The sequence below is a fragment of the Pseudomonas sp. EA_65y_Pfl2_P74 genome, from assembly GCF_963970575.1.
Classification (GTDB): domain Bacteria; phylum Pseudomonadota; class Gammaproteobacteria; order Pseudomonadales; family Pseudomonadaceae; genus Aquipseudomonas; species Aquipseudomonas baetica_A.
Genome location: NZ_CAXAOQ010000039.1, coordinates 18,239 through 31,958, shown reverse-complemented (window position 1 = coordinate 31,958; position 13,720 = coordinate 18,239). Strand labels below are relative to the sequence as shown.

Below are 13,720 nucleotides of genomic sequence, written 5' to 3'. Positions count from 1 at the left end.
GTGTATCATACACGCACGCGATTTTTGGGGCCATTTATGCGGATCATCAGTGTGAACGTCAATGGTATTCAGGCTGCAGTCGAGCGTGGTTTGCTCAGTTGGCTGCAAGCACAGAATGCCGACGTCATCTGCCTGCAGGACACCCGTGCCTCCGCCTTTGAACTGGATGACCCAGCCTTCCAACTGGATGGCTACTTCCTTTATGCCTGCGATGCTGAAGTCCCTGCCCAAGGTGGCGTGGCTTTGTATTCGCGGTTGCAACCGAAGGCTGTCATCAGCGGTCTCGGTTTCGAGACGGCCGACCGCTACGGGCGCTACCTGCAAGCAGATTTCGACAAAGTCAGTATTGCCACCTTGCTGCTTCCTTCGGGGATGAACGGCGATGAGGACTTGAACCAGAAGTTCAAGCTCATGGACGACTTCGGCAAGTACCTGGACAAACAGCGGCGCAAACGTCGCGAGTACATTTATTGTGGCTCGCTGTATGTTGCGCAGCAGAAGCTAGACATCAAGAACTGGCGCGACAGCCAGCAATCCCCGGGCTTCCTGGCGCCAGAACGCGCCTGGATGGACGAGATTGTCGGCAACATGGGCTATGTCGATGCCCTGCGTGAAGTCAGCCGTGAAGGCGACCAGTACAGCTGGTGGCCGGACAACGAACAGGCCGAGATGCTCAATCTGGGCTGGCGCTTCGATTACCAGATCCTGACCCCAGGCCTACGGCGCTTTGTTCGCAGTGCACGCCTGCCGCGTCAGCCACGGTTCTCGCAACATGCACCGCTGATCGTCGACTACGATTGGACGCTGACCATCTAAGCGTCGATTCACAGTTGAAAAAATGCCCGTATCGCAAGGTACGGGCATTTTTTATGTCTCGGATTCAAGCAGTCCGAACCTCAAATCACGGCAAAAAACGGCAAGACCAGGTACAGCTTGATCACGATGACATTGATGATGTCGATGAAGAACGCCCCCACCATGGGCACCACCAAAAACGCTATCTGCGAAGGTCCGTAGCGCTGCGTTACCGCCTGCATGTTGGCAATGGCCGTTGGCGTCGCACCGAGACCAAAACCGCAATGCCCTGACGCCAGCACGGCCGCATCGTAATTGCTGCCCATCATTCGGAACGTTACGAAAATCGCAAATAGCGCCATGACCAAGGCTTGTACCGCCAGGATGATGAAGATCGGCAACGCCAGCGCCGCCAGATCCCACAACTTGAGCGACATCAGGGCAATAGCCAAAAACAGCGACAGGCTGACATTGCCCAGGACCGAGACCTCACGCTCGAATACCTCATACAGGCCAAGCGCCGACAGCCCATTGCGCAAAACCACCCCCACGAACAGGACACAAACAAACGTCGGCAACTCGAATGCTGTCCCCTGTAACCAGCCATTCAACAGATTGCCAGCCAACAGACTGACCGCGATCAGCGCGAGCGTTTCGATAAATGAAAACGGCGTAATCGAGCGCTCCTTGTTTGGCTGCTCAAAGCCTTTGGGCAGCCGAGGCGCGTCCTGACTTTTGCAACCGGGCACTTGCACACGCTTGATCAGCAGACGAGCAACCGGGCCTCCAATCAAACCACCCAGCACCAAGCCAAAGGTCGCAGCGGCAATCGCCAACTCCGAGGCGGAAGCCAGACCGTACTTCTCACTGAATACCGTTCCCCACGCGGCGCCAGTACCGTGACCGCCCGCCAGGGTGATGGAACCTGTCAGCAGGCCCATCAGCGGATCGAGTCCGAGCATTGTGGCCATTGCGATTCCCATGGCGTTCTGCACGACCAGAAGCCCGGCAACCGCGAGTAGAAATATCCCAACGACGCGACCGCCCCTCTTCAGGCTGGCGAAATCCGCACTCAGGCCAATGGTGGCAAAAAACGCCAGCATCAAGGGCGTTTGCAGCGAAGTGTCAAAGCGCACTTCAATATCAAGCGTGCGCATCAACAGAAGCGCCAAGGCAACTACCAGGCCACCGGCTACGGGTTCGGGAATATTGTAGTTGCGCAAAAAACCAACACGAGTAACAAGTCCGCACCCCAGCAGCAACACTAAAGAGGCGGCCACGAGCGTTCCATAAAAATCGAGCTGAATCATTGGGATTATTCTTGGTTATATATTCAGAGGCGAACTTTTTACCTGGGCACGCCTATTGAATCGGCTGATTGTCTCAACACTGATTGCTTTTGATTCAAGGACCTTCGATGGCTTGAATATATCGAAATATTTCTGACGAAGTATGACGTGCGGCAACTTTAACAATCGGCCAGTCTTATTGCCAAGTACATGAACGACACTAAACCAGTGCAGTTGTGACTAGAAGTGTAGAAACGATAGTTATATATAAATCCATACTACCGCTGATCGCAGACAGACTTTTCCTACACACCAGAGACGTTAATTCAGTTGCAAAAATACAAATGCCCTGACAAGTCAGGGCATTTGTTTTAACGCATTGCGAACGTCATCCGTCGCTCACACGAGGGGTGCGCATTGATCGTTATTTGATCAATCGCCAAGTGAACGGATAGCGGTACGGGAAGCCCTCATTGGCCTTCACGCCCCCAATGATCGTCAGTACCAGCGCACCAATGGCCAACAAACCAAACAGGAAGAAGCCGATCACCAGCAACATCAGCAACAGGCAGATCGCCGAGGCAATCGCGACGGTAATCTGGAAATTAAGCGCTTCCTTGCCTTGGGCATCGATGAACGGATCCGTCTCGCGCTTCATCTGCCACAAGATCAGCGGCCCAATCAGGCTCCCAAACGGAATCCAGAACCCCAGCAAGGCGGACAAGTGACAAAACATGGCCCATTGGCGAACCTCCTGGCTCGGTTTGGGCAGCAACTCTTGCTCGTCACTCATCGCGTTCTCCTTGCGGGTTCGAACCTGCTCAGTCGGCCAGTGCAGCCTTTTGCAGTTCGAAGATTTCGTTCATGCCTTTCTTGGCCAGTTCCAGCATGGCGTTCAGGTCTTCAGGCTGGAACGGCGCGCCTTCAGCAGTACCTTGCACCTCGATGAAGCCACCGGAGCTGGTCATCACTACATTGAGGTCCGTCTCGGCCGCGGAATCTTCAAGATAGTCAAGATCCAGCACTGGCTCGCCCTGATACATGCCCACAGACACAGCGCCGATCATCTGCTTGAGCGGGTCGCCGCCCTTCAGGCCGCCACGCTTCTTGATCACTTTCAGTGCATCGACCAGCGCAACCATGGCGCCCGTGATGGAAGCAGTGCGGGTGCCGCCGTCAGCCTGGATCACGTCGCAGTCGACGTACAGCGTCACGTCGCCCAGCTTGGACATGTCCAGCGCAGCGCGCAGGGAACGGCCGATCAAGCGCTGGATTTCCAGTGTGCGGCCGCCCTGCTTGCCACGGCTGGCTTCTCGCTGGTTACGCTCGCCAGTGGCACGCGGCAGCATGCCGTATTCGGCGGTCAACCAACCCTGGCCCTGACCTTTGAGAAAACGCGGCACACCGTTTTCAACACTCACGGTACAGATGACTTTGGTATCACCGAATTCGACCAGTACCGATCCCTCGGCGTGTTTGGTGTAGTTGCGGGTAATGCGGATCGAGCGGAGCTGATCGGCAGCGCGACCACTTGGACGTTTCATAGGAGATACCTGTACTGGGGACGGAAAACTGCCGAGCATTATAGAGCGGTGCACCGCCACTGGGCACGGGTTAAAAAATCGGGCCGACGATCGAAGGCCCTGAAACACGCATTACCGACGGGCTGCAGCCCTTTGTCACACCGTGTGTTTGGGCGCCTTCGCCGCACTGCGCTACAATCCTGCGCCTTTGCTGCCAGTCGGCTTAAATTCATTGATATCGCGCCTGCGGAGCTCACGTTCCGCGCCGATCTGCATTGCGAGGTCACCGCCATGGTGCACAGCATGACCGCCTTCGCCCGCGTCGAAAAAGCCGGCGTCCAGGGGACCCTGAGCTGGGAATTGCGCTCGGTCAACAGCCGCTATCTGGAACCGCACCTGCGTTTGCCTGAGTCCTTTCGCGACCTCGAAGGCGCCGTGCGTGAGGCGCTGCGCCAAGGCCTGTCGCGGGGCAAACTGGAATGCACCCTGCGCTTCACCGAAGAAAGCACCGGCAAACCGCTGCAAGTCGATCGCGAACGCGCCGCGCAACTGGTCGCCGCCGCCGAAACCGTGGCGGGCCTGATCAAGAACCCTGCCGCACTCAATCCTCTGGAAGTGCTGGCCTGGCCGGGCGTTTTGGTTGCTGACGCGACGGATCCGCAAGCCCTGAACGCCGATGCGCTGGCGCTGTTCAATCAAGGCTTGAAAGAGCTCAAGGCCGGCCGCGAGCGTGAAGGCGCGGAACTGGCGCGACTGATCAACGAGCGCCTGACGTCCATTGAAGAGGACGTCGTGACCCTGCGTGAACTCGTGCCGCAGATGCTTGCCACCCAGCGCCAGAAGGTCCTCGATCGCTTCACCGACATGAAAGCCGAGATGGATCCGCAGCGCCTCGAACAGGAAATGGTCATGCTCGCGCAAAAAAGCGACGTGGCCGAAGAACTGGATCGCCTGAGCACTCACATCATCGAAGTTCGCCGGGTCCTCAAGTCCGGCGGGGCGGCCGGGCGTCGCCTGGACTTCCTGATGCAGGAACTCAACCGCGAAGCCAACACACTGGGCTCCAAGGCCTTCGACCCGCGCAGCACCCAAGCCGCCGTCAACCTCAAGGTGTTGATCGAGCAGATGCGCGAACAAGTGCAGAATATTGAGTAAGGCTACCCCGACATGACCCACAGCACTGGCACCCTTTACATCATTTCCGCGCCCTCGGGTGCGGGCAAGAGCAGCCTGGTCAAGGCGTTGACCGATGCCAATCCGGAGATTCGCGTATCAATCTCCCACACCACTCGCGCCATGCGCCCGGGTGAAGTGAATGGCGTGAACTACCACTTCGTCGAACGCAACGAGTTCGTGAAGATGATCGAGCACGGTGATTTTCTCGAGCGCGCCGAAGTCTTCGGCAATCTCTACGGCACCTCGCAAAGTCACCTGCAACAGACACTGGATGAAGGCCACGACCTGATTCTGGAAATCGACTGGCAAGGCGCCGAGCAAGTGCGCAAGTTGATGCCGCAGGCACGTTCGATCTTCATTTTGCCGCCATCGCTGCAGGCCCTGCACCAGCGCTTGACCAATCGTGGTCAGGACAGCGACGAAATCATTGACGGCCGCATGCGCGAAGCCGTTAGCGAGATGAGCCACTACGTCGACTACGACTACCTGATCATCAACGACGATTTTGCCCATGCTCTGGACGATCTGAAGGCGATTTTCCGTGCCAATCAGTTGATCCAGAAGCGTCAGCAGCAGCGTAACGGTAAATTGCTGGCCGAATTGCTCGGCTAAACAGCACTTCCCAAAACCGCTGCAAGGGCTTTACATTGGCACTTGCAGCGCGTTGAAGGGCTTGGTCAAAAAATCAGCGCTTCCCTAATCGCTGGTGATTTTTTAAACTGTTCAGTCCGCTCGCCCAACCGGGCAGCGCGCATATTGCATTCGCTCCGAGGAATACCATGGCCCGCGTAACCGTTGAAGACTGCCTAGAACACGTGGAAAACCGCTTTGAGCTGGTCATGCTCTCTACCAAGCGTGCCCGTCAACTGGCCACCGGCGGCAAAGAGCCTCTGGTCCAGTGGGAAAACGACAAGCCTACCGTTGTAGCCCTGCGTGAAATCGCTGAAGGCCTGATGAGCTACGAGTTCATCGCCAACGCTGAAATCGTTGAAGACGAACCGCTGTTCGCAGCGTTCGAGGACGAGTCCAACGAGGCCGTCTAAGCCTATGCCTGGTCGACGTAGCACGGCGCGGGGTCACAGCTTACGGCAGGAGTCATCATGCCGAGCATAGACGCCCTCGCCGATCGCTTATCGACCTACCTCGGCAATGACCAGGTCAACCTGGTCCGCCGAGCGTATTTCTACGCCGAACAAGCCCATGACGGCCAGCGCCGTCGTAGCGGCGAGGCGTACGTCACGCATCCTCTTGCGGTGGCGAACATTCTTGCCGACATGCACATGGACCATCAGAGTTTGATGGCCGCGATGCTGCATGACGTGATCGAAGACACCGGTATCGCCAAAGAAGCGCTGCAAGCGCAGTTCGGTGAAACCGTGGCCGAACTGGTCGACGGGGTCAGCAAACTGACCCAGATGAATTTCGAGACCAAGGCCGAAGCCCAAGCGGAAAACTTCCAGAAAATGGCCATGGCCATGGCGCGCGACATTCGCGTGATCCTGGTCAAACTCGCCGACCGCCTGCACAACATGCGCACGCTGGAAGTGCTGTCCGGGGAAAAACGCCGGCGCATCGCCAAGGAAACCCTGGAAATCTACGCGCCCATCGCCAACCGGCTGGGCATGCATGCGATCCGCATCGAATTCGAAGACCTTGGTTTCAAAGCCATGCACCCGATGCGTTCCGCGCGGATCTACCAGGCGGTCAAACGCGCCCGGGGCAACCGCAAGGAAATCGTCAACAAGATCGAAGAGTCCCTTGGTCATTGCCTCGCTATCGATGGCATCCAGGGCGAAGTCAGCGGTCGCCAGAAACACCTCTACGGCATCTACAAGAAAATGCGCGGCAAGCGTCGGGCCTTCAACGAAATCATGGACGTCTATGCGTTCCGGATCATCGTCGACAAGGTCGATACCTGCTACCGCGTGCTAGGCGCTGTACATAATTTGTACAAACCGTTGCCGGGTCGTTTCAAGGATTACATCGCGATCCCCAAGGCCAATGGCTACCAGTCGCTGCACACCACGCTGTTCGGCATGCACGGCGTACCGATCGAGATTCAGATCCGTACCCGCGAAATGGAAGAGATGGCCAACAACGGCATCGCCGCCCATTGGCTGTACAAATCCAGCGGTGACGAACAACCGAAAGGCACTCACGCCCGCGCCCGTCAGTGGGTCAAAGGCGTGCTGGAAATGCAGCAACGTGCCGGCAACTCGCTGGAATTCATCGAGAGCGTGAAGATCGACCTGTTCCCGGACGAGGTCTACGTGTTCACGCCAAAAGGCCGAATCATGGAGCTGCCCAAAGGCTCCACGGCGGTCGACTTCGCTTACGCAGTGCACACCGACGTCGGCAACAGCTGCATCGCTTGCCGGATCAACCGCCGTCTCGCACCGCTGTCCGAACCGCTGCAAAGCGGCTCCACGGTCGAGATCGTCAGCGCTCCCGGCGCGCGTCCGAACCCGGCGTGGCTCAACTTCGTGGTCACCGGCAAGGCGCGCACGCACATTCGTCACGCGTTGAAACTGCAACGCCGCTCCGAATCCATCAGCCTCGGCGAACGCCTGCTGAACAAAGTCCTCAACGGTTTCGACAGTTCGCTGGAGAAGATCCCGGCCGAACGCGTCAAGGCGATGCTCACCGAGTACCGCCTCGAACTGATCGAAGACCTGCTTGAAGACATTGGCCTGGGCAACCGCATGGCCTATGTGGTCGCCCGCCGCCTGCTCGGCGAAGGCGAACAACTGCCTAGTCCGGAAGGCCCGCTGGCGATTCGCGGCACCGAAGGCCTGGTGCTCAGCTACGCCAAATGCTGCACGCCGATCCCGGGCGACCCGATTGTCGGGCACCTGTCGGCGGGCAAAGGCATGGTCGTGCACCTGGACAACTGCCGCAACATCAGCGAAATCAGGCACAACCCGGAAAAATGCATCCAGCTCTCGTGGGCCAAGGATGTCACCGGCGAATTCAACGTCGAACTGCGCGTCGAACTGGAACACCAGCGCGGCCTGATCGCCCTGCTCGCCAGCAGCGTCAACGCGGCCGACGGCAATATCGAGAAAATCAGCATGGACGAACGCGATGGTCGCATCAGCGTCGTCCAGTTGGTGGTCAGCGTCCACGACCGTGTGCACCTGGCCCGCGTGATCAAGAAACTGCGCGCCTTGACCGGGGTGATCCGCATCACCCGCATGCGTGCATAACTCAACCATTACAAGGAGTCATACATGACCAAGACTGTTATCACCAGCGACAAGGCCCCGGCCGCCATCGGCACTTACTCCCAGGCGATCAAGGCTGGCAACACGGTCTACATGTCGGGCCAGATTCCTCTGGACCCAAAAACCATGGAACTGGTTGAAGGCTTCGAAGCCCAGACCGTTCAGGTGTTCGAGAACCTCAAAGCCGTTGCCGAAGCCGCCGGCGGTTCGTTCAAGGACATCGTCAAGCTGAACATCTTCCTCACCGACCTGAGCCACTTCGCCAAGGTCAACGAGATCATGGGCAAGTACTTCGACCAGCCATACCCAGCCCGCGCCGCCATCGGCGTTGCTGCCCTGCCGAAAGGCTCGCAGGTTGAAATGGATGCCATTCTGGTCATCGAGTGATGCGCACGGCGCGGCCTTCAAACGCCGCGCCGACTGCTCAGCAAGAAAAGGTTTTGAAAGGATTCCACCATGCGCAAAGCGCTAGCTCTCTCGCTGCTCGCCATCCTCCTCGGCGGCTGCGCCAGCAACCCTGCCGACCGTGACATCAGCGGTACCTGGATCAATCAGGTGGCGATCGATGCCGCAGCCAAGGGCGGCCCCCTGCGCGAAGCGCTTCAGGCTTACGGCCCGAACCTGGAATGGGACGTCAACACCAAGGCCAGTCAGGCCCGCTACACCAACGGTTTTGAGAATGTCGAAGGACGGCTGCTGGGCGAACAGTCCGGCGCCTGGAAAGTCGACTTCTATGGCAGCTCCGCCAGTGAGCTGAAACGCGACGGCAGCCAACTGGAGCAGGCCGCGAGCGAAAACGAACCGGAACAGGTTTTCGACCGCGCACAGATTCCCGTGCCGGAAGGCGCGCCGATCGGTGCCAGCTTCGAACGTGCGCTGTACTCAGCCTACATGGGCGGCAGCTGGAAAATCGTCAGTGGCCAGGGCGAAGGCAGCACGGTGCAGTTCCAGGCTGACGGCCAGGTCTCGGGCCTGCCTGGCGCCGACCGCTACGCCTTGTGCCTGGCAGGTGACTGCGCGTCGATGAGCAATGGCAACGACAGCATGTGGCTGCAACACAATGGCCAAGGCAACAACTGGCTATTCGTGCGCAAGGGTAATGAGCTGGAGATCCTCCAAGCGGTGAATACCGCCCTGGCGGACGAACAACCGCAGTTCACCCCGGGTGAGCGCAAGTGGTTGCTCGAGAAGCAGTAAGCACGCGCTGAGAACAGCACATAAACCTGTGGGAGCGGGCTTGCTCGCCAAAGCGGTGGATCAGTCGACATTAAAGTTGCCTGACACTCCCTCTTCGCGAGCAAGCCCGCTCCCACAGTTGTTTTCAGGGGTGTCTGGGGGTCAGCATTTACCTTCAAGGATCGCTGCGTAGCCTTCGCGATAAGTTGAATACTTTGGCGTCCAGCCCAACGCTTTCGCCCGGGCATTGCTGCAACGCTTGCTGCCCGTGCGCCGCACGCTGGCATCCTCCGCCCATTCGGTAACCCCCAGATACTCGCGCAACCAGCCCACCACTTCGGCCAGCGGCGCCGGCGCATCATCGACACCGATGTAGACAGGATCCAGCGCCACACCACGGCGATCCGCCTCCAGCAAAAACGCCAGCAACCCCGCCGCATCATCGGCATGAATGCGATTGCCATACAGCGGCGGCTCGACGGCCACACGATAACCGCGCCGCACTTGGGTCAGCAGCCATTCACGGCCCGGTCCATAGATGCCGGTCAAGCGCAAGACGCTCGCCGGGATGCCACTGTTGAGTGCCACCTGTTCGGCCTCCAGCATCAACCGACCTGAATAACCCGCAGCGATTGTCTCGCAGTTTTCGTCGACCCATTCGCCACCTTGCTGCCCATAAACACTGCTGCTGGATACGAATATCAGCCGCTCGGGCACCTGCCCGTAGTCGTCCAGCCAGCTCAGCACGTTCTGCAAGCCCTGCACGTACGCCGCGCGATAACCGGCCTCGTCGTGAGCAGTGGCTGCCGCGCAATACACCAGGTAATCCACAGCGCCTACTGGCCAGGTCGCCGGGCAGTCTTCATTGAACAAGTCGCCGGCAACACCGATCACACCGTCCGGCAAACGCGAGACATCACGGCGCAGACCATGAACCTCCCACCCTGCGGTCAACAGTTGCGAGGCAAGACGACTGCCGACATCACCACAACCGGCAATCAAAACAGAAGGCGCGGACATCAAAAAACTCCCATCGGAAAGGGACAGACTAGCCGTGGCACGGGACAAGCGGCTAGCCATCAAGGAAAAAAAGTTACTCTATTACTTTTGTTAACAAGAATTAATTGCAATAATGCACGCCACTTTTGTTCTCGGCCTCACGAGGCCTGGAAGAGCAACAACGTTTTTCTATCTCAGGTCCGGCCAGCATGACACGTAATCAAATCCCCGCTTCGCCAACCATCCGACCTCGCGCCTGGAGGGCGGTTGCAGCTCTGCTGCTCAGCCTGATGCTGGCACCGACTGCCGCTTTCGCCGACACACAAGCGCCAGCGACCCCAGCCGCCACCGAGCAGACTGCGCCCGCGGCTGCCGCACCTGACGCGACTGCTCCTGCTCAAGCCCTCGACGCCACACCGGCCGAAGCGCCTGAAGTCCTCGAAGCCGACAACTCCCTGGGCATGGCCCACGACCTGTCGCCATGGGGCATGTACCAGAACGCCGACATTATCGTGAAAATCGTGATGATCGGTCTGGCCATCGCCTCGATCATCACCTGGACCATCTGGATCGCCAAAGGCTTTGAGCTGATGGGCGCCAAGCGTCGTCTGCGTGGTGAAATCGCTCAACTGAAAAAATCCGCCACCCTTAAAGAAGCCAGCGCCACTGCGGCGAAGGAAGGCACCCTCGCCAATCTGCTGGTTCACGACGCACTCGAAGAGATGCGCCTGTCGGTCAACAGCCGCGAGAAAGAAGGCATCAAGGAACGCGTCAGCTTCCGTCTCGAACGTCTGGTTGCAGCCTGTGGTCGCAACATGAGCAGCGGCACCGGCGTCCTCGCAACGATCGGTTCCACCGCGCCGTTCGTCGGCCTGTTCGGTACCGTGTGGGGCATCATGAACTCCTTCATTGGCATCGCCAAAACCCAGACCACCAACCTCGCCGTCGTGGCACCCGGTATCGCTGAAGCACTGCTGGCCACCGCATTGGGTCTGGTTGCCGCGATTCCAGCGGTCGTCATCTATAACGTGTTCGCCCGCTCCATCGCCGGTTACAAGGCGCAGGTGTCCGATGCGTCGGCTCAGGTGCTGCTGCTGGTCAGCCGTGACCTCGATCACCAGCCTGAGCGCAGCTCGCAACCGCACATGGTGAAAGTGGGGTAATCGGCCATGGGCCTGCATTTGAAAGAAGGCGCAGACGACGATCTGGCCGAGAACCACGAAATCAACGTCACGCCGTTCATCGACGTGATGCTGGTGCTGTTGATCATCTTCATGGTGGCTGCCCCGCTGGCCACCGTGGACATCAAAGTCGACCTGCCTGTCTCGACTGCCAAACCGGCGCCGCGGCCCGAGAAACCGGTGTTCCTCAGCGTAAAAGCTGACCAGCGCCTGTTCCTCGGCGAAGACGAAGTGACGCCCGAATCCCTCGGCGCCACTCTCGACGCCCGGACCAAAGGCAAAAAAGACACCACCATCTTCTTCCAGGCTGACAAAGGCGTGGATTACGGTGACCTGATGAGCGTGATGGATAACCTGCGCGCCGCCGGCTACCTGAAGGTGGGTCTGGTCGGCCTCGAGAGTGCAGTCAAGAAATGATCACGACGCGCCATAAGCTGACGCGTTACGGCGCCAGCCTCGCCGTGGTGCTGGGCGTTCATGCGCTGGCCATCGCGCTGGCACTGAACTGGACGGCCCGCCCGCCCATCGAATTGCCACCGCAGGCAATGATGGTCGAGCTGGCACCGCTCCCGGCCCCGCCACCGCCGGCTCCGCCGAAAGTCGTCACACCGCCGCCGCCACCGGCTCCGGTTGAAGAGTTGCCGATTCCGAAACTGGCTGAAGCGCCAAAAGCCGAAATTGCGGTGCAAAAGCCCAAACCGAAGCCAAAGCCTAAACCGCCGAAGCCGGTCGAGAAGAAGCTGCCCGATCCACCCAAGGAAAAGCCCTCCGAGGAAAAACCGGCCGACACGCCACCGCCCCCCGCACCGACGGAGAAATCCGCCCAGCCGGCTCCGGGCCCGTCGCCCGCGCAAATGGCCGCCAAGGCCAGTTGGCAAAGCTCTCTGCTCGCGCATTTGGCCAAGTACAAAAAGTACCCGGACAGCGCCCGGGCACGAAACAAGACCGGGACCAACCGTCTGCGTTTTGTGGTCGATGGCGAAGGCAACGTGCTGTCGTTCGAACTGGTGGGCCGTTCCGGCAACGCCGATCTGGACCGGGCCACCCTGGAAATGATCCGCCGCGCCCAACCGTTGCCCAAGCCACCGGCCGACATGTTGACCAATGGCTCGATCGAAATTGTCGCGCCGTTTGTGTACTCGCTTGAGAAACGTCGCTGATCCAGTGCGCGAGCAAGCTTGCTCGCGAAGGCGTCGTGTCAGTCGATATAAACCTATCTGACACACCGTATTCGCGAGCAAGCCCGCTCCCACAAGGGTTATGCGTCGCCCCCTGGATCCGAAACAAAGGCACCCAAAGGTGCCTTTTGCCTATCTGCCCGCGGCAAACCCCACATTGCCCGGTGTCGCACGCCGCCCTCAGTCTGATAACGTGCGTCTATCGATCGCAGCCGGTATGCTTGGCCCGCATCTTCATGGACGCTTGCTATGACCCTCACAGAATTACGCTACATCGTTACCCTCGCCCAAGAGCAGCACTTCGGCCACGCGGCCGAGCGTTGCCACGTCAGCCAGCCGACCCTTTCGGTGGGCGTGAAAAAGCTTGAAGACGAACTCGGTGTGCTGATTTTCGAGCGCAGCAAAAGCGCCGTGCGCCTGACCCCGGTCGGCGAAGGCATCGTCGCCCAGGCGCAGAAAGTCCTTGAGCAGGCCCAAGGCATTCGCGAACTGGCCCAGGCCGGCAAGAACCAGCTGACCGCGCCGCTGAAAGTCGGCGCGATCTATACCGTCGGGCCGTACCTGTTCCCGCACCTGATTCCACAACTGCACCGGGTCGCCCCGCAGATGCCGTTGTACATCGAAGAAAACTTCACCCACGTGCTGCGCGACAAACTGCGCAACGGCGAGCTCGACGCGATCATCATCGCCCTGCCGTTCAACGAAGCCGACGTGCTGACCCTGCAACTCTACGACGAGCCGTTCTACGTCTTGATGCCAGCCCAGCACCCGTGGACGCAAAAAGAAACCATCGACGCCGGCCTGCTCAACGACAAGAGCCTGCTGCTGCTCGGCGAAGGCCACTGCTTCCGCGACCAGGTGCTTGAGGCCTGCCCGACCCTGACCAAGGGCAACGATGGCGCCAAGCACACCACGGTCGAATCCAGCTCGCTGGAAACCATTCGCCACATGGTCGCGTCGGGGCTGGGCATCTCGATCCTGCCGCTGTCGGCAGTCGACAGCCACCACTACGCCCCGGGCGTGATCGAAGTGCGGCCGCTGTCGGCGCCGGTGCCGTTCCGCACAGTGGCCATTGCCTGGCGCGCGAGCTTCCCGCGGCCCAAAGCCATCGAGATCCTCGCCGACTCCATTCGCCTGTGCTCGGTGGCCAAGCCAGCGGCACCGGTCACCGCCGGTTAA

The 13,720-nt window shown here is 59.4% G+C and carries 15 protein-coding genes; 11 read left to right on the top strand and 4 right to left on the bottom strand.

The window, feature by feature from the left end:
- Positions 1 to 36: 36 nt before the first annotated feature.
- On the top strand, positions 37 to 816 hold the full coding sequence (locus AACY18_RS25335) for an exodeoxyribonuclease III (RefSeq protein ID WP_007920349.1): 780 nt from the start codon (positions 37 to 39) through the stop codon (positions 814 to 816).
- A gap of 80 nt (positions 817 to 896) precedes the next feature.
- On the opposite strand, the gene gltS is transcribed toward AACY18_RS25335, so the two are convergent.
- The 3 genes from gltS to rph form a co-directional block, all read right to left on the bottom strand.
- Positions 897 to 2,105 (bottom strand): sodium/glutamate symporter, encoded by a 1,209-nt coding sequence (gene gltS, locus AACY18_RS25330; RefSeq protein ID WP_339433790.1) that lies wholly within the window; start codon positions 2,103 to 2,105, stop codon positions 897 to 899.
- Positions 2,106 to 2,508: 403 nt separating this feature from the next.
- Positions 2,509 to 2,877, bottom strand: a complete 369-nt coding sequence (locus AACY18_RS25325) for a DUF4870 domain-containing protein (protein WP_221730897.1) — start codon at positions 2,875 to 2,877, stop codon at positions 2,509 to 2,511.
- A 28-nt stretch (positions 2,878 to 2,905) separates the two neighbouring features.
- Positions 2,906 to 3,628 (bottom strand): ribonuclease PH, encoded by a 723-nt coding sequence (gene rph / locus AACY18_RS25320; protein ID WP_095187917.1) that lies wholly within the window; start codon positions 3,626 to 3,628, stop codon positions 2,906 to 2,908.
- Between the two features lie 270 nt (positions 3,629 to 3,898).
- Between rph and AACY18_RS25315 the strand changes: the two genes are divergently transcribed.
- The 6 genes from AACY18_RS25315 (at position 3,899) to AACY18_RS25290 (ending at position 9,204) form a co-directional block, all read left to right on the top strand.
- Entirely contained in the window at positions 3,899 to 4,762 is an 864-nt protein-coding gene (locus AACY18_RS25315; RefSeq protein WP_339433791.1) for a YicC/YloC family endoribonuclease, read from the top strand.
- A 12-nt stretch (positions 4,763 to 4,774) separates the two neighbouring features.
- Positions 4,775 to 5,395: a guanylate kinase gene (gene gmk, locus AACY18_RS25310; protein ID WP_221730899.1), complete on the top strand. Its 621-nt coding sequence runs from the start codon at positions 4,775 to 4,777 to the stop codon at positions 5,393 to 5,395.
- Positions 5,396 to 5,562: 167 nt separating this feature from the next.
- Positions 5,563 to 5,826: a DNA-directed RNA polymerase subunit omega gene (rpoZ, locus tag AACY18_RS25305; protein ID WP_003177259.1), complete on the top strand. Its 264-nt coding sequence runs from the start codon at positions 5,563 to 5,565 to the stop codon at positions 5,824 to 5,826.
- Between the two features lie 57 nt (positions 5,827 to 5,883).
- Positions 5,884 to 7,989, top strand: a complete 2,106-nt coding sequence (gene spoT / locus AACY18_RS25300) for a bifunctional GTP diphosphokinase/guanosine-3',5'-bis pyrophosphate 3'-pyrophosphohydrolase (protein ID WP_007920338.1) — start codon at positions 5,884 to 5,886, stop codon at positions 7,987 to 7,989.
- 24 nt (positions 7,990 to 8,013) lie between these two features.
- The gene (locus tag AACY18_RS25295) at positions 8,014 to 8,394 is read left to right on the top strand and encodes a RidA family protein (protein WP_003229509.1); all 381 of its coding nucleotides are present in this window, start codon (positions 8,014 to 8,016) and stop codon (positions 8,392 to 8,394) included.
- 69 nt (positions 8,395 to 8,463) lie between these two features.
- Positions 8,464 to 9,204: a hypothetical protein gene (locus tag AACY18_RS25290; RefSeq protein ID WP_339433792.1), complete on the top strand. Its 741-nt coding sequence runs from the start codon at positions 8,464 to 8,466 to the stop codon at positions 9,202 to 9,204.
- Between the two features lie 141 nt (positions 9,205 to 9,345).
- On the opposite strand, the gene AACY18_RS25285 is transcribed toward AACY18_RS25290, so the two are convergent.
- The gene (locus AACY18_RS25285) at positions 9,346 to 10,203 is read right to left on the bottom strand and encodes an SDR family oxidoreductase (RefSeq protein WP_339433793.1); all 858 of its coding nucleotides are present in this window, start codon (positions 10,201 to 10,203) and stop codon (positions 9,346 to 9,348) included.
- Between the two features lie 188 nt (positions 10,204 to 10,391).
- Here AACY18_RS25285 and exbB point away from each other — a divergent pair, with 188 nt between their 5' ends.
- From exbB to AACY18_RS25265, 4 genes are all read left to right on the top strand, one after another.
- Entirely contained in the window at positions 10,392 to 11,345 is a 954-nt protein-coding gene (exbB, locus tag AACY18_RS25280; protein WP_339433794.1) for a tonB-system energizer ExbB, read from the top strand.
- Positions 11,346 to 11,351: 6 nt separating this feature from the next.
- Positions 11,352 to 11,780 (top strand): TonB system transport protein ExbD, encoded by a 429-nt coding sequence (gene exbD / locus AACY18_RS25275; protein WP_339433795.1) that lies wholly within the window; start codon positions 11,352 to 11,354, stop codon positions 11,778 to 11,780.
- Positions 11,777 to 12,523 carry an energy transducer TonB family protein gene (locus tag AACY18_RS25270; protein ID WP_339433796.1) on the top strand — a complete coding sequence of 249 codons (747 nt, stop codon included), beginning with the start codon at positions 11,777 to 11,779 and terminating at the stop codon, positions 12,521 to 12,523. The genes exbD and AACY18_RS25270 overlap by 4 nt, the downstream gene beginning before the upstream one ends.
- A 267-nt stretch (positions 12,524 to 12,790) precedes the next feature.
- Positions 12,791 to 13,720, top strand: coding sequence for a hydrogen peroxide-inducible genes activator (locus AACY18_RS25265; protein WP_339433797.1), 930 nt, complete (start codon positions 12,791 to 12,793; stop codon positions 13,718 to 13,720).